The sequence below is a fragment of the Clostridium bornimense genome, from assembly GCF_018917145.1.
GTDB classification, from domain to species: Bacteria; Bacillota; Clostridia; order Clostridiales; family Clostridiaceae; genus Clostridium_AN; species Clostridium_AN bornimense_A.
The window spans coordinates 11,679-31,784 of record NZ_JAHLOD010000002.1 but is presented as its reverse complement, the minus strand read 5'-3'; the positions used below and the strand labels follow the sequence as shown (position 1 = coordinate 31,784).

16 protein-coding genes are annotated in these 20,106 nt (G+C 28.6%); 11 read left to right on the top strand and 5 right to left on the bottom strand.

Features of this window, described 5'->3' with window-relative positions; translation table 11 throughout:
* Positions 1 to 239: 239 nt before the first annotated feature.
* The 4 genes from KQI30_RS01035 to pepF all read left to right on the top strand — a co-directional run bounded on the left by KQI30_RS01035 (position 240) and on the right by pepF (position 3,630).
* The gene (locus KQI30_RS01035; RefSeq protein ID WP_216461303.1) at positions 240 to 797 is read left to right on the top strand and encodes a manganese efflux pump MntP; all 558 of its coding nucleotides are present in this window, start codon (positions 240 to 242) and stop codon (positions 795 to 797) included.
* A 33-nt stretch (positions 798 to 830) separates the two neighbouring features.
* Positions 831 to 1,253 carry a Fur family transcriptional regulator gene (locus tag KQI30_RS01030; protein ID WP_216461302.1) on the top strand — a complete coding sequence of 141 codons (423 nt, stop codon included), beginning with the start codon at positions 831 to 833 and terminating at the stop codon, positions 1,251 to 1,253.
* A gap of 172 nt (positions 1,254 to 1,425) precedes the next feature.
* On the top strand, positions 1,426 to 1,830 hold the full coding sequence (locus tag KQI30_RS01025; RefSeq protein WP_216461301.1) for a DUF6762 family protein: 405 nt from the start codon (positions 1,426 to 1,428) through the stop codon (positions 1,828 to 1,830).
* Entirely contained in the window at positions 1,831 to 3,630 is a 1,800-nt protein-coding gene (pepF, locus tag KQI30_RS01020) for an oligoendopeptidase F (RefSeq protein WP_216461300.1), read from the top strand. It begins immediately after the preceding gene.
* 35 nt (positions 3,631 to 3,665) lie between these two features.
* Here the strand turns inward: pepF and KQI30_RS01015 are convergent, their stop codons facing one another.
* The 3 genes from KQI30_RS01015 to argB are packed head-to-tail and all read right to left on the bottom strand — an operon-like array spanning position 3,666 to position 6,800.
* Positions 3,666 to 4,790 carry a M20 family metallopeptidase gene (locus tag KQI30_RS01015; protein WP_216461299.1) on the bottom strand — a complete coding sequence of 375 codons (1,125 nt, stop codon included), beginning with the start codon at positions 4,788 to 4,790 and terminating at the stop codon, positions 3,666 to 3,668.
* Positions 4,765 to 5,946, bottom strand: a complete 1,182-nt coding sequence (locus KQI30_RS01010; protein WP_216461298.1) for an aspartate aminotransferase family protein — start codon at positions 5,944 to 5,946, stop codon at positions 4,765 to 4,767. Before KQI30_RS01010 ends, KQI30_RS01015 begins: the two co-directional genes overlap by 26 nt.
* Positions 5,928 to 6,800, bottom strand: a complete 873-nt coding sequence (argB, locus tag KQI30_RS01005) for an acetylglutamate kinase (protein WP_216461297.1) — start codon at positions 6,798 to 6,800, stop codon at positions 5,928 to 5,930. The genes KQI30_RS01010 and argB overlap by 19 nt, the downstream gene beginning before the upstream one ends.
* 154 nt (positions 6,801 to 6,954) lie before the next feature.
* Between argB and argC the strand changes: the two genes are divergently transcribed.
* Positions 6,955 to 7,986, top strand: a complete 1,032-nt coding sequence (gene argC, locus KQI30_RS01000) for an N-acetyl-gamma-glutamyl-phosphate reductase (RefSeq protein WP_216461296.1) — start codon at positions 6,955 to 6,957, stop codon at positions 7,984 to 7,986.
* A 159-nt stretch (positions 7,987 to 8,145) separates the two neighbouring features.
* On the opposite strand, the gene KQI30_RS00995 is transcribed toward argC, so the two are convergent.
* On the bottom strand, positions 8,146 to 8,985 hold the full coding sequence (locus tag KQI30_RS00995) for an IS1/IS1595 family N-terminal zinc-binding domain-containing protein (RefSeq protein WP_216461295.1): 840 nt from the start codon (positions 8,983 to 8,985) through the stop codon (positions 8,146 to 8,148).
* A gap of 286 nt (positions 8,986 to 9,271) precedes the next feature.
* Here KQI30_RS00995 and KQI30_RS00990 point away from each other — a divergent pair, with 286 nt between their 5' ends.
* The 5 genes from KQI30_RS00990 (at position 9,272) to KQI30_RS00970 (ending at position 15,690) form a co-directional block, all read left to right on the top strand.
* Positions 9,272 to 10,351 (top strand): metallophosphoesterase family protein, encoded by a 1,080-nt coding sequence (locus KQI30_RS00990; protein WP_216461294.1) that lies wholly within the window; start codon positions 9,272 to 9,274, stop codon positions 10,349 to 10,351.
* Entirely contained in the window at positions 10,348 to 12,174 is a 1,827-nt protein-coding gene (locus tag KQI30_RS00985; protein WP_216461293.1) for an ATP-binding protein, read from the top strand. The genes KQI30_RS00990 and KQI30_RS00985 overlap by 4 nt, the downstream gene beginning before the upstream one ends.
* Positions 12,175 to 12,444: 270 nt before the next feature.
* Positions 12,445 to 13,023 (top strand): AAA family ATPase, encoded by a 579-nt coding sequence (locus tag KQI30_RS00980; RefSeq protein WP_216461292.1) that lies wholly within the window; start codon positions 12,445 to 12,447, stop codon positions 13,021 to 13,023.
* Positions 13,024 to 13,125: 102 nt separating this feature from the next.
* The gene (locus KQI30_RS00975) at positions 13,126 to 14,046 is read left to right on the top strand and encodes a branched-chain amino acid transaminase (protein WP_216461291.1); all 921 of its coding nucleotides are present in this window, start codon (positions 13,126 to 13,128) and stop codon (positions 14,044 to 14,046) included.
* 300 nt (positions 14,047 to 14,346) lie between these two features.
* Positions 14,347 to 15,690: a glucose-6-phosphate isomerase gene (locus KQI30_RS00970; RefSeq protein ID WP_216461290.1), complete on the top strand. Its 1,344-nt coding sequence runs from the start codon at positions 14,347 to 14,349 to the stop codon at positions 15,688 to 15,690.
* Positions 15,691 to 15,827: 137 nt separating this feature from the next.
* Here KQI30_RS00970 and pulA read toward each other — a convergent pair whose 3' ends face one another.
* Complete coding sequence (gene pulA, locus KQI30_RS00965) at positions 15,828 to 17,936, bottom strand: type I pullulanase (RefSeq protein WP_216461289.1); 2,109 nt, start codon at positions 17,934 to 17,936, stop codon at positions 15,828 to 15,830.
* A 156-nt stretch (positions 17,937 to 18,092) separates the two neighbouring features.
* Between pulA and KQI30_RS00960 the strand changes: the two genes are divergently transcribed.
* Positions 18,093 to 20,105, top strand: a complete 2,013-nt coding sequence (locus KQI30_RS00960) for a triple tyrosine motif-containing protein (protein ID WP_216461288.1) — start codon at positions 18,093 to 18,095, stop codon at positions 20,103 to 20,105.
* Position 20,106: the final 1 nt, after the last annotated feature.

The window sequence follows — 20,106 nt, the reverse complement described above, 5'->3', positions numbered from 1 at the left end:
AGTTGGTGATTTTTGCAATACATGTTTGATCAAATGTATTTGTTAGCGGATATATGAAACTATTATACTTAAGTGTTGTTGGAAGATTATTTTTCAAAAAACAACACTTAAGTATAACAGTTATATATATGAGAAAAAACTATACCCACCTACCATCAAACAAAATAGACCACAATAGTTATATTTATACAATAACAACTGTATAAATAGTAGTAACTTAAAAATAGGGTGGGGGTATAATGAGTTTTTTATCTGTATTAATAATAGCAATTGCATTGTCGATAGATGCTTTTGGAGTGGCATTATCTTTAGGAATTGCAAAGGGAATAAATAATAATCAAAAAGTTCTAATGTCGTTATCATTCGGATTTTTTCAATATTTAATGTCTTTTATAGGAGGCATTTTTGGTGTGTACATATTAAGTTTCCTTGGGGGATTTCCAAAGATATTAGGTGGAGCAGTTATTTCCATAGTTGGACTTGTTATGTTTATAGAAGGATTTAAGGAAGATCAACCTACAGAAAACATAGTTATAAAAGCGAAGATGTTTATTATTTTAGGAGTATCTGTATCGATAGATGCTTTAGTAGTTGGTTTAAGTGCATTAGGATCTAGTGGAGATAACAGATTTGTATTTTTAGCTTCAATAATAATAGGTGTAGTAAGTTTCATAAATTCGATAATTGCATTTATAGTTGGAAGATTTTTAAGAGAAATAAAAGTTATTGAGAAGTATGCAGAATTCATTGGTGGAATAATCTTAATGTTAATGGGAATAAAAATGATGTTTATGTAGACCTTTGTGGTATAATTGTCTTAGGTGATAATTATGGATATTAAAGAATTAATAAGAAATAATAATATGAAAGTTACAAAAAGTAGAGTAGCTATTTTAAAGTTATTAGTAGAAAATGAAGGATCATATCAAGTAGATGAAATTTATGATTTATTAAAAAAGTCTGGATTTGAAATAGATCTATCTACAGTTTATAGAACACTAGACTCATTTTATACAAAGGGATTAGTGGACAAATTTAGTTTAGGTGACGATAGAAATACATATTCATTTAATCATCACAAACATAAACACAAAATATCTTGTGAAATATGTGATAAAGAAGTGGAAATAGATTGCCCTATGAATACTGTGGAAGAAATTATAAAAAAGACAACAGGATATACATTAGTTGAACATCACTTGGATTTTAAAGCTATATGTGAAAGCTGTAGAAAAAAAGAAAAGAATACATAAAAGATGTTATGAAAATATAGTATTGTTTTAAAAGTATTATATTTTTAAGCATCTTTTTTTTGTTGTATATTGATTAATTCTATAGTATATCGTTAAAAATATTAATGGTATTGTTATTTTCATAATTTTGTGAGATAGTTTATATAAAAGAATAGATTAAGGAAGTGAGTATATGGAATTTTCAAGTTTAGTATTAATAGAAAGAGATAGTGAAGGAAAGTTCTTGAAGGAATATGATTCTTTTAATGCTGAAGAAGGCGCAGAATACATAACTAAATTTTATACAGATAGAGACAACATACATATAGTATTTGACACAAATTCTGATGTTGAAGATTGGGAATTCACAGGGATTTTTGATTTGTTTGATAGAGAAAGCTTTACTGAAGCTGGATATACAATAAATGATATAGAGGAAGAGTATAATCCTACTTTTGAAGTAATAATTCCTTTTGAGGATGATTATGATTATATAAATGATAAGCTTCAAGACGTATCTAAGAAAATAAATATAACTATGACAAAAGTATTTGCAGACATCGTGGGGAGAGAAAATGATTATAAGGGGGAAGAATAGATGGAGAAATCAAAGACTCTTTTAAAAAGAGAAGAAGTACCTGTAGAAGATACTTGGAATTTAGAGAAAATATATAAAAATGAAGATGAGTTTCAAGAGGATTTTAAGTATTTAAAAGAGATTTATACAGGACTTGGTGATTTTAAGGGAACATTAAAGGATCCTAATAACTTATTAGAATATTTAAAATTAGATGAAAAGGTAAGTAGACTTGCAGAAAAGTTATATGTATATTCTAATATGAAAAATCATGAAGATATGAATAATGGTAAGTATATCAACATGAAAAAGCAAGTTGAAATATTTTTACCGGAGATAAGTAGTCTTACATCTTTCTTTGTACCAGAATTATTATCTATGGATGATAATTACTTAGAAGAATGCATGAAGGTACCAGAACTTCAAAAATACAAGTTTGAGTTAGAAGATATATTAAAAATGAAGCCTCATACTTTATCTGAGAGTGAAGAAAGAATTTTAGCAACATTATCAGAATCATTAAGTGCACCAGAAGAAGCATTTTCATTATTAACTAATGCAGATATGACATTCCCTAAAGTAAAAGATGAAAATGGAGAAGAAGTAGATTTTAATGAAGCTAGATATTCTAACTTTATAAAAAGTAAAGATAGAGCAGTAAGAAAAGAGGCTTTTGAAACTTTATTTAACACATATAAGCAGTTTAAAAATACTCTTGCCACTACACTTACAGCTTCAATAAATAACTTTAATATAAGTGCAAAACTTAGACATTTTAGTTCTCCATTAGAAGCATCACTTAAGCCTAATAATATTGATGTTAAGGTATATGATAATACTATCGATACAGTGAATAAAAACTTACATCTACTTCATAGATATGTAGACATAAAGAAAAGATTACTAGGATTAGATGAAATTCATATGTATGATTTATATGTTCCACTTATAGATACACCTAAGGAACATATAGAGTTTGATGATGGAGTTAAGTTAGTAGAAAAGGCATTAGCACCATTAGGTGAAGAATATTTAAGTATTTTTAAAGAAGGAATAAAGAATCGTTGGGTTGATAAGTATGATAATGAAGGAAAACGTCAAGGTGCTTATTCTTGGGGTAGTTATGATACAGATCCATATGTACTTTTGAATTATAATTATGATATTAATGATGTGTCTACATTAGCTCATGAAATGGGACATTCATTACATTCATATTATTCAAGAAAGAATCAAGATTATATTTATAGTGATTATACTTTATTCTGTGCTGAAGTAGCTTCTACTACAAATGAGATTCTTTTCATAAAATATATGATTGATAATGAGAAGGATGAAAATAAGAGATTATATCTTGTAAATACTATGATAGAGGGTATAAGAACTACTGTATTTAGACAAACAATGTTTGCAGAATTTGAGAAGATAACACATAATACGTTAAATGAAGGAACACCTTTAAATGCTGATGGGTTATGTAAAATATGGTTAGACTTAAATAGAAAATATTTTGGAGAAGATATTGTTGTAGATGAAGAGATAGCTATGGAGTGGGCTAGAATACCTCATTTCTATACTGATTTCTATGTTTATCAATATGCCACAGGATATTCTTGTGCTAACTCTTTTGCTAATAATATTCTTCAAGGTGGAGAAGAGGCGCTTGAAAAATATAAAGGTTTCTTAAAGGCTGGTGGAAGTGATTATCCATTAGAAATTTTAAGAAAAGGTGGTGTTGATATAAGCACACCTAAGCCAATAGAAGATACAATGAAAAACTTTGAAATGTTATTAGATATATTAGAAACAGCTATAAAATAGTGAAAAAGGATTTGCGAAATTCGCAAATCCTTTTTTTATTTATAAAAACTTGTTAGGTAGGAAGCTAGTAAATTTACACCAGTCTTAATACATTTATCTGATGCAGAAAAATTAGGACTGTGAAGAGGATAAGTACCTTTTGTATCTTCTTCTATTCCTAGTCTAAAGTGGACACCTTTGACCCCTAATGATTCATCACAGAAATAAGAAAAGTCTTCTGCTGCATAAGTAGGTATTGCATGAGATACCTTATCTTCACCTAAAAGTTTTATTGCAAAGTTTTTAAATTTTTCTGTTGCAATTTTATTAGGTATTAATGGAGGATAAGGATAATCATAAGTGATTTTACCATCTACATTATGAATTTTAGAAACTTCGCTTATGGTAGTTTCAATAAAGTTTTTAATCTTATTTCTTATTTCATTGTCAAAGGTTCTAAATGTACCAAAAACTCTGGAGTTCTCAGAGATTATATTAGCTCTTTCGCCGCCACCAATGCCACCGATAGTTAGCACATATTTTCCTTGTAGTGATTTTTTAAATTTCTCTATTTTCTCAATAAAATCTATTGAGGCATATATAGGATTAATACAACGTTCAGGAGTGGCAGCGTGTCCTCCAACTCCTTTGAAGTCTATGAAGAAGTCATCTACTGAAGCCATAGAGGCTTCTGCAGTGATTTCAATAGAGCCTACAGGTACATTAGGCCAAACATGAAAGCCTATTATTGTATCTACGTCAGGGCCTTTTAGAGCACCTTCTTCTATAAGCTTAACAGCACCGCCGCCGCATTCTTCTCCTGGTTGAAAAAGAAATTTTACTGGATGCTGAAAATTTGTTTCTTTAAGAAGTAAAGCTGTACCTAATGCAACAGTCATATGATAGTCATGTCCACAAAGATGTGATGCACCGTTGACAGGTAGAGCGTCCATATCAGCTCGTACAGCTATAACTTTAGAATCATTTGATATATCCCCAATAGTAGCAACAATTCCTGTTCCACCGATAAATTTGTGGTCTATATTATATTCACTTAGTATTCGTGAAAGAATTTTTTGTGTTTTAAACTCATTGAAAGAAAGTTCAGCATTTTTATTAAGCTCTTTTCTAATATCAATAAGTTTTTCATTTAATTTATTTGTTAAGGTTAAGTTGCACATTTTTAAGTACCTCAGCAAATTTCTCTATAAATAAATCAATTTCTTTTTTAGTTACATTTAGAGGTGGCAAAAATCTAATAACATTTTCTCCAGCAGTTATTAGAAGAACTTTATTTTTAAAAGCTTCGTTAGTTATTAATGAAGGTGCAATAGACACTTCAATTCCAACTAAAAGTCCTAGTCCTTTTACTTTAGTAATAAAGTCATATTGCTCTGCTAATGATGATAATTTTTCTTTTAGGTAAGCTCCTTTTTCTTTAACTTCTTTAAGGAATTCTTCGTTTTTGATAGTAGAGGTAACTGCTTTTGAAACAGCACATGCTAAAGGGTTTCCGCCATAAGTAGTTCCGTGATTTCCGTAGGTAATAACTTTTGAGGCAGCGCCTGTAGTTACGATAGCACCGATAGGAAAACCGCCACCAAGACCTTTAGCCATACATACTACATCTGGTGTAACTCCGAAGGTATCCTTGCAGAAATAAGTTCCGATTCTACCAGCACCACATTGTATTTCATCAAAAACAAGAAATGCATTGTATTTATCACATAATTCACGTGCTTTTTTTAAGAATTCAGTAGTTGCAACATTAATACCACCTTCACCTTGGACAGGTTCTATAAATACTCCACATACATCATCATTAAAAGCATTTTCTAGAGATTCTAAGTTATTAAATTCAGCTTCAATAACTCCTGGTATCATTGGATAAAATGGAGTTTTATAAACTTCTCTTCCTGTTATAGATAATGCGCCTAAAGAACGTCCGTGGAATGAATTTTTCATTGAAATTATTTTATTTTTATTAGTATTTTGAGAATTACCGTGCTTTCTACATATCTTCATAGCACCTTCAATAGATTCGGTACCGGAATTAGTGAAAAACACGCTATCAAAGCAAGTATCTTTACATAGTAGTTCAGATAAATCAATAGCTTCATTGCAATAATAGTAATTAGATATATGCATAACTTTTTCGCTTTGTTCTTGTATTGCTTTCTTTACTACAGGAGAGCAGTGTCCAAGTGCATTTACGGCAACTCCTGATACAAAATCTATATATTTTTCATTATTTTCATCATAAAGATAGATGCCTTCGCCTTTTACAAAGGTAACAGGGTATCTTTTGTATGAATTCATTAAATTACCTTTTGACATTTTGAATCCTCCTTTTCATAACCAGTAATAATTGTTCCATTACCAGATAATAAATTATCTATAAATGATGTGTCTGATGTACCATTTATAAGATGAATGCATTTGCTTCCCATATTGATAGCTTTCATGCAGCATTGTAACTTTGGAACCATACCACCTTGAATTACTTTTGTTTTTATTAAATTAGAAATTTCTTTAACATTAATAGTAGAAATTAAAGAAGATTTATCATTAAAATCTTTATAAACACCGTCTACATCAGTTAATATAATGAAATGATCAGCTTTTAATGCTCCGGATATAAATGCAGCAACATAGTCGGCATTAATGTTATAAGTATATCCATATTCATCAGCCCCAACTGGTGATATTACAGGAATTCTGCCACAATCAAGTAAATTTAGTAGTAGTTCAGATTGTACTTCTTCTACGTCACCAACATAACCAATATCTAGCGGATCACCATTTTCATCTATTAGATATTTTTTTCTTGCAAGTATTAAACCGCTATCTTTTCCGCTTATTCCAACGGCTGGTAGTCCTGATAAGTAAATTTCAGACGCTAAGTTTTTATTTACATTACCAGATAAAATCATTTCAACAACTTCCATAGTGTCTTCGTCAGTAACTCTAAGCCCTTGAATGAATTCTGTCCCCATATTAAGTCTATCAAGCCAGGCCGAAATCATTGGTCCACCACCGTGGACAATAACTATACGAGCACCGTGTTCATGAAGTAACTTAAGGTCTTGTAGAAATGATTTTTTACATCTTTCATTACGCATAATACTTCCGCCATATTTTATAACGATAACTTTATCTTTAACATCATCGAGAGTGTAAAAATCATTCATAAATTATTCCTCGCCCCTAATTTTATTAATAAGTATAATTATACATTATTAATAAAATTATGCAATAAGCTTATTGATTTCCTATACATATTGGTGCATAATTATTATATTAGTTTTAAATTTTTTATGAAGGGACTTAAGGGGTGAATTTATAATGATACGTGTTGGAATATTTGGAGCTACAGGCTATGTTGGTCTTTCACTTATGACATTGTTGAAGAATCACAAAGAGGCTGAAGTAATATTCGGTCATTCTAATAATTATGCAGGAAAGATGTATAAAGAAATATTTAGAGGCTGTAATAGTGAATTGATTTTATCTACGTTTGAACAATGCATAGATAAACTAAAGGATGTAGATGTTGTTTTCTTAGCATTACCTCATGGTATAAGTTTCAAGGTTGTTGAAGAAGCAATGAAATATAATGTTAAGGTTATAGAAATGGGTGGAGACTATAGGTTATATGATCCATTGGAATATGAAAAGTGGTATGGGGTAAAGCATACATCTTTAGAATATTTAAAAGAAGCAGTATATGGTCTTCCTGAAATAAATAAGGATAAAATAAAAGAAGCAAGGGTACTTGCTAATCCAGGATGTTATGCCACTGCATCTTCTCTAGGATTATTACCAATAATCAATGCAGGATTATGTGATACTAAGACTATTGTTGTAGATGGTAAGAGTGGTACTAGCGGTGCTGGAAGAGGAGCATCTGTTGATAATATTTTTTCTGAAATAAATGAGAATTTTAAGGCGTATAAGGTTGGTTGTCATAGACATACACCAGAAATTGAACAAGTATTAAATACAAAATCTAAAAGCGATGTAAAATTAACTTTTGTACCTCAATTGGTGCCAATGACAAGAGGAATACTTATAACTGCATATGTAGATTTAACTTCAGATATAAAAGAAGAAGAAATATTTGATTTATATAAAGATTTTTATAAAGATGCTAAATTCGTAGAAGTTGTAGAAGAAGTTCCACAAACTAAGTGGAGCAAAAATACAAACATGGCATATATATCAGTAAGAAAAGATGAACGTACAAATAAGCTTATAATAATTTCTGTTATAGATAACCTTGTAAAGGGCGCAGCAGGACAAGGTATTCAAAATATGAATATAATGTTTGGCATTCCAGAAGATACTGGTTTAGGGGATTTAGCAGTACTTCCATAGTGGGAAATTGTCGGGTTATGATGAAAAGGTGAAATGGTTATATATGTTTTAAAATCGGATATATCTAGCTGTTATATTTAAGTGTTGATTTTTACTTATAGGACCCTTTGGGGGTTTTTAACGAACTTGTTATTTTTTGAAGGTAATAAGTTCGTTTTTTTATTGGTACAAGATATTATCATTAATCCAATTTATTTTTAATGAAAAGGATGAAATATAATATTTCGCAGCAAACCAATGAAGGTAATTTGTATAATATTTAAGAGAAACTCCAAAAAAGTGAAGAAACCATAAACCGATATCTACATTGTAAATTCCAAGAAATCGATCACAACCAGCCTTTACTTTAGACACTACTTTTTTTGCATATTGTAATAAATGATTTTCATTAGACAAACTTAATGAAGTAACATTTTTTATTAAATTTTTAAACGAATCCGGTATTTTATTTATATTAAAAGGACCTTTGCCTAAGGAATGTATTGAAATATATTTTTTATTAGTAAAAGCTAGTGAAAAATAATGTTTATTAGAATCAGTAATTCTTAATTTATCTTTAGAATTTGCTTTATATGTTTTTATAAGCATACTAACATTTTCGCGAGGTTGTATCAAAGAAAGAAAATTATTTATATAGGTTAAAATTTTATGACGCCACAAAAATGAAGTCTTATGGGCAATATTTGAATTTAGTGAGCAACGAGAAATAGAAAGATCTTGCCACATATTAGTGAGATAATCTCGCCAAATAGTAGGATGTTTCCTACTTCTATAGAATGGAGATCCAAAGGTTTCAGTAAAAGTTTTAAGGCAATTTTGACAACGGAATCTTTGTGAATTGCTACTTTTAACTTTTCCATGTTTCAGGATATTTTTAGCATTACAATATGGACAAACTTTATTAATATTATGGCGATTTTTAAGTGATAAAATGTTTAGTTGTTCATATAGTTGAAAATACTTGCAGTTTTTAGTCATAAGTGATGATAAATGAAACATAGATACGCCTCCTTAGTTATCTAGATTATTGACAAAAAAATGAGATATAAACAAAGATAAAAAACTTTTTTTGAGATATACATATAATACCTGGCATATAAATTAAATGTTTGTTGAGTTCAAAAAACAACACTTAAGTAGAATAGATTTATATATGGGAAAAACACATCACACCATCCCAAATCTTGACAATAAAAGTAAAAAAATATTTTAATAAAAAATATATTGTAATTAAAAAAGAATAAATATAATATAAAGATAATAAGATGAAGGGCGGCAGTAGGAAATGATTAAGGTATTGCAATTAGGTGATGTGCATTTTGATACTCCCTTTAAGGGGTTAGGTGCAGAAATTAGTTCTATTAGGAAAGAAGATATAAGGGAAACATTTAAGAAGGCAGTATTAAAGGGAAAAGAAGAAAATGTGGATTTTATATTAATTACGGGAGATCTTTTTGATAATAAAAGAGTATTTAAAGAGACATTGGTGTATATAGCTAATGTATTAAAATCTGTAAGTCCTATAAAAGTTTTTATCTCTCCAGGAAATCATGATCCGTATAATGAAGAATCATTTTATAAGCTTATGGAATGGCCAGAAAATGTTTATATATTTAAAGGTAAAATGGAGGCTATTGAAATTCCTAGCAAGAATGTAGTGATATATGGTGCTGCGTTTAATGAAGAACATATAGATGAATGCTTAATACATAATGTACATGGAAAAGAAGGAAAGATAAATATTGCTGTTATTCATGGAGATGTAATATCAGGTGGGGAATCTTTATATAATCCTATTACAGATAAGGATATAGAAGAAAGTAAGATGACTTATATTGCGATTGGACATAAACATAAATATTCTGGATTATTAAAAAGTGGAGAAACATATTATAGCTATAGTGGGGCTTTAGAAGGTAGAAGTTTTAATGAAACAGGAGAAAAGGGTGCAGTACTTTTAGAGATAGAAGAAACATCTGTAAAAGAAGAATTTTTATCATTAAGTAAGAGAAAATACATAGATATTGATGTTGATATAACAGATAAATCTACTACAGAAGAGATTTGTGAAGAGATATGCAGTAGTATAGAAGAAAATAGCAACGATATGATTAGAGTGAATCTTATAGGGGAATTAGAAGATATTGTTGTTAGAGAAAATGTTATTAAAGAAAAGTTGAAAGATAGATTCTTTTATATTGAAATTAATGATAATACAAAGGAAAAAATAGATTATGAAAATATAAAAAAAGAAAAATCTCTAAAAGGAGTATTTATTAGTGAGATGTTGAAGTGCGACGATGAGGAGAGTAGGGAAGCACTAAAATATGGATTAATGGCATTAGAAGGGGATGATATAATTTGATAAATATTGATAAGATAAATCTTATATCATTTGGGAAGTTTAATAATAAGACTATAGAATTTTCAAAAGGATTAAATGTAGTCTATGGAGAGAATGAAAAAGGAAAATCTACTATACTTGCATTTATTAAAGTAATGTTATTTGGAATGAATTCTCAAAAAGCATCTATAAAAGATAATGAAAGAAAAAAGTATTTTTCTTTTAAAGACGGAAGAGCTTTAGGTACTATGAAAATTTCTATAGATGATAATAAATATATAATTGAAAGGGAATTTAAAGATAGTAAAAGGCAAGATAAAGTTAATATATATAGTGAGTTAGATGGCAAAAAAGTTTCACAAAAAATTATTCCTATTGATGAAGAAAGTTATATGTCTACAGGATATTTAACTCAGTATGGTGGGGAAGTTGCAAAAGAAAAGATAAACAATTTGAAAGATACCGGTAGTGAAGAAATTGATTATGGAAAAACAATAAAGATTATCAAGAAAGCCATGAAAAAAAATAAAGAAACTATTAAAGCTTTAGAAGAAGAAAAGCAGAATTTGTTAGAAGAATTAAAGGCATATGATAGAATTGCAAAAAATAATATAGAAAATATTAAAAATTTAAATAATTATAAAAAAGAAAGAGACAGAATTAAAAATACAGAATTTACATCAAGAAAAATACAAAGTATTGAGAGTGAATTAAATGAAATCAAAGAAAGTTTACAACTTGAAAAAGAATTAATAAAAGAGCGAGAAAAATTTAAATATATAAATTTAGATGAGGTTAAATTTAAAGATTCTAGAGTAAAGGAATTAGATAAATATAGGGATACAATGAAGTTAATAAATAAATATAGCAAAACAGTTAAGGTATATTTTTTATTAACATTTGTTTCATTTTTGGTGGTATTAGGAACAGCAATAGCTGCATTATACTATTCGCTTGGATATTTTATATTAACAGCTATTTTTGGAGTGTTAATGGTTATTTTTTATAGTTTATTAGCATCAAATAATAGTAAGCTACAAAGGCATGAAAAGAAAAGAAAGCTTGCTAAAGAAAGAGAAAAACATGTAGAGTATTTACAGGATGTATTTAATAGCGTATCTGTAAGAGATATAGAAGAGCTTGAGTCAAATATTATGGAGTATAGAGACTCATTAAGTGCTGTAAAAGTTTTAGAAGCTAAAGAGAGAGAAAAGGAAGCAGAAGTAAAGGTTCAAAGACAAAGTGAAAAAGATCAAGCGTTAATGACTATGGAACGTGAAATAGCGGGATTAGATACAGCTATCTCAAAAGATTTTGAAAAGTATCCAGATATACTAAAGAAAGAAGAAAAACTTGAAAATATTACTTTAACTTTGAAAAAAGAAAGAAAAAAAGAAAAGGCATTAAAATTGGCACTAGAAAAGATTGAGGAAAGCCACAAAATAATTAACGAAACTTTTTTACCTAAGGTTAAGGAAGAGGTAAAAAATATAATAAATAGAGTTACAGAAGGAAAGTATAGTAATTTAATGGTTTCAGAAAATATGGATGTTCTTGTTGAAGATGAAGAAGGTGTCTTAAGAGATAAGGATTTCTTATCTAAAGGAACTAATGATTCTTTATATTTTGCACTAAGATATTCTATACTAAAAACTATAGAAAAAGATAATATGATGTTTCTTCTTGATGAAGCTTTTTCTATGTATGATGATAAGAGATTAAAAAATATATTAGAATTTTTATATGAAGAAAGTAAAAAAAGACAAATAATAATTTTTACATGTCAAAAAAGAGAAGTTGAATTATTAAGTCATATTGAAGACGTTAATATAGTTAATTTGTAAAAGATGTCACGATAGGTTATATCGTGGCATTTTTCCATTATAACAATAGAATTTTAAATTAAAAAAATCAAATAATATTAGCGATAAAAGTAATATTAGAGAGAAAAATATTTAAGTTTAAATGTTCAAATTTACTCCTAGGTGGAAATAAATATTAATAAGAAAACATTTTCAAACATTGACAAGTCTTAAATACTCTTTTAAAATTATAAAAGCGAATATAAAGAGTAAGTTCGACATTTAAATATAAACCTGTAAAGGAGAAGTGTTATGAAAAAGTTAATTCTTGTTACATCACCACCAGCTTGTGGAAAAACTTATGTTTCTAAACAATTAGCAAAAGCTTTAACTAATTGCGTTTATTTGGACAAGGATACTCTAATAGTTTTATCAAAGAAAATTTTTGAAGTTGCTAATCAAGAGTATAATAGAAGTTCAGATTTCTTTGAAGAAAATATCAGAAATCCAGAATATGAGGCTATTGTTGATCTAGCATTAGAAGCATTAGATTATAACGATACTGTTTTAATTAATGCTCCATTTACTAGAGAAATTAGAGATGAAGAGTATCTTAAAAATTTAAGAGAAAAATTAGCTGAAAAAGGTGCTGAATTAGCAGTTGTTTGGGTACATACTGATGTTGAAGTATGTCACCAAAGAATGATTGAAAGAAATTCAGACAGAGATACTTGGAAGCTTGAGCACTGGGATGAATATGTGGCAACACAAAATTACAACCCACCAACAAATATTAAAGAATTAATAATATTTAACAATTCTTCACAAGAAGAGTTTGAAGCTTCAATCAAAAAGATGGTAGCAATTTTCAGAAATGAAAGCATAGCTTAATTTTTATAGCCAGAATATTTTCTGGCTATTTTTTATTAGCAAATATTGACTAATGATTTTAATAGTAGTATATTAAGGTAAAACGCATAGGGGGCATCATTTATGGAACAATCATATGTATTTTACAATGGAGATATTATTGAAGAAGAAAAGGTAAGTATCGACATTAGAAGTAAGGCTTTTAATTATGGATTAGCTTGCTTTGAGGGGATAAGAGCTTATTGGGACGAAAAAGAACAACAATTGAGTCTTTTTAGGGTAAGAGAACACTATGAAAGACTTTTACAATCTTGCAGAGCATTATATATTAAATTACCATATACAGTTGATGATTTAGTTAATGCTACAATAGAATTGTTAAAGAAAAACAATTTTAAAACAACAACTTATATAAGACCAATTGCGTATAAAGGATCAACAAACATAGGACCTACATTATTAGATGATGACAATAGAATTCTTATATATTGTTCACCACTTGGAAGTTATACTGGAAAAGATGAATTAAGTGTAAAAGTTACTTCTTGGACAAGACTTTCTGATAATATGTTACCTCCAAGAACTAAGGCTACAGCAGCGTACTTAAATTCAGCATTAGCTTCTTTAGATGTTAAGATGAACGGATATGATGAGGCTATATTCTTAACTGATACAGGTTCAGTTTGTGAAGGACCAGGAGAAAATATATTCATCGTAAGAAAAGGAAAACTTATAACTCCACCACCAAGTGATAATATTCTAGAGGGAATTACAAGAGAAACTGTTATGGAATTAGCTAGAGATGTTCTTGGTATGGAAGTAGTTGAAAGAAGTGTTAAGAGAACAGAATTATATGCTTGTGATGAAGCATTCTTCTCAGGAACTGCAATGGAAATTACACCAATTTATAAGATTGATGAAAGAGAAGTTCCAGGTGGAATTAATGGTGAAGTTTATAAGAAGATTAAAGCTTTATTTGATAAAATTACACTAGGAAAATTAGAAGGATACGAACATTATTCTACACCAGTTTATGATAAGTAGATTATAAATACGAGGATTATGGACTAGTTTTAGTTTGTAGTCCTCTTTTTATGGTGATAGATAGTTAATATAGCACATATATATAACTGTTATATTTAAGTGTTGTTAGTAGATATTAGACAAACAATATAATGTATATAATGAAAAGTATTAACTTTGTGTGGAATATATTTCAATAAAATTCAACAAAATGGATCAAAACGTATAATAAAATTATATATAACCGATAATACTCTTGATAAATTGAAACAATTGGAATACAATTTTCTTATACAGAGTTAAGTTAGGAGTGAAAAGTATATGTCTTTAAAATTAGACTTAAGCAAAACTCTTCCATATTTAAAAGAGGAAGAAGTATTGAGTATGCAACCTATGGTTGATGTTGCTCATAAAATGTTACATGAAAAAAGTGGTTTAGGAAGTGACTTCTTAGGATGGGTTGACCTACCAACAAACTATGATAAGGATGAATTTGCTAGAATTAAAACTGCAGCTAAAAAAATTCAAGACACTTGTGATGTTCTTATCGTAATTGGAATTGGTGGATCATATTTAGGAGCAAGAGCTGCTATTGAAATGCTTTCTCATACTTTCCACAATAGTTTAAGCAAAGAAAAAAGAAATTTACCAGAAGTTTATTTTGTAGGTAACAATATTTCATCTACATATATGGCTGATCTTTTAGATTTAGTTGAAGGAAAAGATATATGTGTAAATGTAATTTCAAAATCTGGAACAACTACAGAACCTGCAATTGCATTTAGAATATTCAAAGAATTATTAGAAAAGAAATATGGTAAGGATGGAGCAAAAGAAAGAATTTTTGCTACTACAGATAAAGCAAAGGGTGCATTAAAAACTTTAAGTGATAACGAAGGTTATGAAACTTTTGTAGTACCTGATGATGTTGGTGGAAGATTCTCAGTATTAACAGCAGTTGGATTACTTCCAATAGCAGCAGTTGGTATTGATATAGATGAAATGATGAAGGGTGCTAAAGATGCACAAGATGCATATGCAAACCCTTGCATTAAGGAAAATGATGCCTATAAGTATGCAGCAGCTAGAAATGCTTTATACAGAAAAGGTAAGAACATTGAAATGGTAGTTAACTACGAACCATCTCTTCACTACTTCGGTGAATGGTGGAAACAATTATTCGGAGAAAGTGAAGGAAAAGACAACAAGGGTATATTCCCAGCAGCAGCAGATTTCTCTACTGACCTTCACTCAATGGGACAATATATCCAAGAAGGACTTAGAGGATTATTTGAAACATTAATTTCTGTAGAAAAGCCAAGACATTCTGTTTTAATAGATAGAGACAAAGAAGATTTAGATGGATTAAACTTCTTAGCAGGAAAAGAAATGGATTATGTAAATAAAATGGCTTCTCAAGGAACTGTTTTAGCTCATAATGATGGTGGAGTACCAAACATGATTGTTACAGTACCAGAATTATCAGCATACTATTTCGGATACATGGTATACTTCTTCGAAAAAGCTTGTGGTATCAGTGGTTACTTATTAGGAGTTAATCCATTTGATCAACCAGGTGTTGAAGCTTATAAGAAAAACATGTTTGCATTACTTGGTAAACCAGGTTATGAAGATATGAGAGAAGAATTATTAAAGAGATTATAATTTAATCTAGGGGTTGTGCATTGTATAATGCACAACCCTGTTGTATTTATTGTACGTTAGAAATTATAAAAACAACACTTAAGTATAATAGCTAGATATATCACAAATTAATACTATATATTCCAATTTTATAAATACTATTTATGAAGTACAACAAAAGAAAATTTATCTACTTCAATTACATTATTTATAGCTTTAGTAGATTTTTCATCAACAAAATGAGTATTGGCTACTAGAATCCAAGGACCAGATGATATAGGAATTCTTATTGTTGCATCATTACTATTAAAAATCACCATTACTTCAGACCAAGAGTCACCATTGCCATTATTGTAGATTTTATAACCTATGACGTTGTGAGGAAGATTTTCTAAGATGTACATATGATTTCGTAAATTTTCATATGAAGAAAATCTAAAAGCTCTATGATTACGTCTAAGTCTAATTAAATTCCTAGTGTATAGATATATATTATAGTATTTATATTTTCTGTCCCAATCTATCCAATTTATATAATCAGGAGAATTATAAGTGTTTTCAAATGAATCTTTAGTTCTTAGAAATTCAAGACCACTCTGAAAAAATGGTATACCTTGAGATAACAATAATGTTCCTATTCCTAATTTAAACATATCTATTCGTGTTTCTTCATCAACAAATTTAGCGGATAAAGAAAGTTTATCCCATAGAGTATGATTATCATGGCAACATAAGTAATTTATATTTTGGCAAGGTGAAGAAAAAATATGATCAGATCCCGTTAGAGCTTTTATAGCTAAATAATCTATATGATTCTTTCCAGCGATAAAACCGATATCGTCACTAAAAAAAACACTACCTCTAAAAGTATCTCTAAAAAAATCATTAAAGTAACTAATAGATGGCGTTTTATAATTATTTTTTAGAATAGTCTTTTCATTGTCAGGTAGATTGGTGGATAGATTCCAACCCTCGCCATAAATAAATACATTTTCATTTAATTCTTTTAAAGTGGTATATACTTCATTCATCGTAGTTATATCAATTAGTCCCATTAAGTCAAATCTAAATCCATCAATATGATATTCACTAACCCAATATTTTAAGGAATCAATTATAAATTTTCTTACCATGGGTCTTTCTGTAGCAAAATCATTTCCACACCCCGAGCCGTTACAAATAAAGCCATTATCATATCTTCTAAAATAATACCCAGGAAAAGATAGTTCTAAGTTGGAGGTTTCATAATTGAAAATATGATTGAAAACAACATCCATAATTACATATAAATTATTGCTGTGTAATGTTTGGATAAGTGTTTTTAATTCTTTTATCCTGCAAATAGGATTTTTAGGATCAGTAGCATAACTTCCTTCGGGAACGTTGTAGTTTTGTGGATCATATCCCCAATTGTATTTTTTTCTTGGCATTAATTCATCAACACTTGAAAATGAAAAATCAAATATCGGCATTAGTTGTACATGGGTTACACCTAAATCTATTATATGAGATATACCACAATCTAATCTGTATCCGTTAGAGTCTTTTTCTTGGCATAAACCTAAGTATTTACCTTTGTTGATAATATCAGTTTTTGGATAGGTAGTCATATCTCGAACACTAATTTCATATATTATGGCGTCAGTAGGATTATAATGCCCTTTGATTACAGAATCCTCGGAAAAATCTTTAGGGTCAGAATCCTTTAAATCAATGATTGCTCCATAATGTCCATTAACAGAAACTGCTTTTGCATAAGGATCAACTATTTCATTACATCTATCTATATGAGTTACTTCATAAGTATATAGATAACCTTTTAAATCCCCATAATATTTTATATACCAAATATTATTATTTTCTTCTAATTCATTAGATGATAATATTATAGGTATGTTATCAGATGTTTCTTTATAAATTTTTAATGATACTTTCAATGCTGATGGAGACCAAAAAGTGAATTCAGAATAAGTGGGTTCGTAGTGTACACCTAAGGTGCCAGGATAATAATATTTTTTATTAAAATCCTCAGTTGTGTAAAGTGAATAGTATGGAACATCGATATTTATATTATTAGTATTTAGATAAAGGGGATATTTTATATTTATTTCATTTTCAAAATATATTAATACACGATTTTCTTCATATGTAATATTGATTATTTTTAGTTTTATTTTATTATTGATAAAATATATATTAGAAATATCTATATTTTCTTCGAAGTAGGATATTTCTAATTTTTTTAGAGAATAAAATTTAAAAGTCATACTAGAAAAAATAACCTCCAATGTATAATTTTTACTTTTTATTATATTTTATCATATTATACGGAGAAAGTTAAAAAAATATGAAATTATCTTGTAGTAAATTTTTCCATATACTATAATATTAATAATAATATGTCAGTAAGGATGAAGTGGAATATGAATAAAATAGAAATAATTTTAGAAAAGGACAATGTTGATTATGAAAATAGTCCAGTAAATATTATTGTAAAAAGTAATGAAGATGAGGAGCTATTATATAAATTCCTTTGTGGTCATGGAGGAAAGTGGACAACAATAAAGGAATATGGAAAAGAGAGTTGCTGTATATGGTCTCCTACAGAGAGTGGAGAATATACAATAATGGTTTATGCTAAGTCGCCATCTTCATCAAAAAGTTTTGATTATTGTTGCCGTGCTGAGTATATAACAAAAGATCTTAATAAAATAGTAAGAATAAAAGGTATATCTTTAAATAGAGATAAAGTTATAATTGATGAACCATTGGCTATAACTGTAGATTGTACTGGAGAAGAAGTATTATATAGATTTTTAAAAGTAAAAGATGGAGAAGAAACTTTACTTAAAGATTATTCAAGTGAAAATTATTTTAATTTAATACCTAAAGATGTTGGTGATATTAAAATAGTTGTACAAGTAAAAAATAAGGGTTCTATTAGTATGTATGATTCGGAAGAATCAATAGAATTCTATGTTTGGAGAAGAGAAGCAGTAAAAATACAAAATCTTATGTTTATAACAAAAGATTTAATAGTAGATGAAGAACTTATTGTTGATGTAGATATTCAATATTCAGATAAAAAGAATGTTTTATATAAGTGTATAAAAATAGATGAAAAAAATAATATTGAAGTTGTTCAAGAATTTTCATCTAAGAATGTAATATCATTTAAGGAAAGTAAAGCAGGTAAATATAAGTTATTAGTTGCTGTAAAAGATATGTATTCAGGAAATGAATATGATGATAGGGCACTAATAAATTATGAAGTTAAAAATTATAAAACAGTGAGAATGGAAAGTTTTATAGCAGATGTTATTTCACCTAAGTCAGTGGAATCAGATATAAACTTTAGAGTTATATGTGAAGGTGGAAAATCTCTTAGATATAATTATAAGATTTCAAGAGAAGATGGATATGAATATGAAACAGGCTTTATAAAAGATGATACATATTGTTGGAAACCTACAGAAATAGGTACATATATGATAAGAGCATATGTTAAAGATCAATCATATTCAGGAGAATATGAAGATTCTAATGAAATGGAATTTGTCATTGAAGAATATGAAAGAAGAGAAGCTAAGATCTTAGATATACTTAAAACAGGTGGTCATGAAGTAAAAGTAGGAAACTATATACAATACAAGGTTATGTCTGATAATAATAAAGGAAATTTATTTGCATATAGAGTGTCTTGTGATAACGAAGTTATTCTTGAAACACCATATAGAAGTGATACAATTTTTAGATATTCACCAGAAAAAGTAGGAAAATATTCTGTTGAGATAATGGTTAGAAATAAGTTTTCAGATAATGAATATGATGCTCATGATTTTTGCTATTTTAATGCATATTTATTTGTTCCATGTAAGATAGACAAAATTATAAGTTATTGTAATGAAACGCCTACACCAGGAGATAAAATTATTTTTGAAACTATTGTTTTTAATGCTAAAGAAGCTGTTATAAAATATGATATAAGAATAAATGGATTTTTAGTAGAGGAATCAGATTATACTTCAAATAAGAAATTTTCTATAACTCCAAAGTGTGGAGGGTTATATAATATAGATGTATATAGTAAAAATGAAAATAGTAATGAACGCTTTGAAAGCAAAAAAAGTGTTTATTTTAAAGTAAGAGATGTTTCACCGGTGTATAATGTAGAGGTACAGTGTGATGTAGAAGAAAAAAGAGTTAACTGTCCAATAACATTTAATGCAAGTTGTGAAGGTGGTAGATCTGTTAATTATCAATTTTATATTGATGAAGGTGGAGAATGGAAGTTAGTACAGGAATATTGTAGAAAGAGTTACTATACTTTTATTCCATTTAAGAGGGGACAATATAGACTTATGGTACTATGTAGAAGTGCTAATGAGGTTAAAGCATATGAGGATTACAGGATAATTGAATTCGAGGTGAAGTAAA

Excerpts from the sequence above, each read along its gene's own strand:
- KQI30_RS01035 (WP_216461303.1), top strand. The coding sequence starts at position 240 with ATGAGTTTTTTATCTGTATTAATAATAGCAATTGCATTGTCGATAGAT.
- KQI30_RS01030 (WP_216461302.1), top strand. The coding sequence starts at position 831 with ATGGATATTAAAGAATTAATAAGAAATAATAATATGAAAGTTACAAAA.
- KQI30_RS01025 (WP_216461301.1), top strand. The coding sequence starts at position 1,426 with ATGGAATTTTCAAGTTTAGTATTAATAGAAAGAGATAGTGAAGGAAAG.
- pepF (WP_216461300.1), top strand. The coding sequence starts at position 1,831 with ATGGAGAAATCAAAGACTCTTTTAAAAAGAGAAGAAGTACCTGTAGAA.
- KQI30_RS01015 (WP_216461299.1), bottom strand. The coding sequence starts at position 4,790 with ATGTGCAACTTAACCTTAACAAATAAATTAAATGAAAAACTTATTGAT.
- KQI30_RS01010 (WP_216461298.1), bottom strand. The coding sequence starts at position 5,946 with ATGTCAAAAGGTAATTTAATGAATTCATACAAAAGATACCCTGTTACC.
- argB (WP_216461297.1), bottom strand. The coding sequence starts at position 6,800 with ATGAATGATTTTTACACTCTCGATGATGTTAAAGATAAAGTTATCGTT.
- argC (WP_216461296.1), top strand. The coding sequence starts at position 6,955 with ATGATACGTGTTGGAATATTTGGAGCTACAGGCTATGTTGGTCTTTCA.
- KQI30_RS00995 (WP_216461295.1), bottom strand. The coding sequence starts at position 8,985 with ATGTTTCATTTATCATCACTTATGACTAAAAACTGCAAGTATTTTCAA.
- KQI30_RS00990 (WP_216461294.1), top strand. The coding sequence starts at position 9,272 with ATGATTAAGGTATTGCAATTAGGTGATGTGCATTTTGATACTCCCTTT.
- KQI30_RS00980 (WP_216461292.1), top strand. The coding sequence starts at position 12,445 with ATGAAAAAGTTAATTCTTGTTACATCACCACCAGCTTGTGGAAAAACT.
- KQI30_RS00975 (WP_216461291.1), top strand. The coding sequence starts at position 13,126 with ATGGAACAATCATATGTATTTTACAATGGAGATATTATTGAAGAAGAA.
- KQI30_RS00970 (WP_216461290.1), top strand. The coding sequence starts at position 14,347 with ATGTCTTTAAAATTAGACTTAAGCAAAACTCTTCCATATTTAAAAGAG.
- pulA (WP_216461289.1), bottom strand. The coding sequence starts at position 17,936 with ATGACTTTTAAATTTTATTCTCTAAAAAAATTAGAAATATCCTACTTC.
- KQI30_RS00960 (WP_216461288.1), top strand. The coding sequence starts at position 18,093 with ATGAATAAAATAGAAATAATTTTAGAAAAGGACAATGTTGATTATGAA.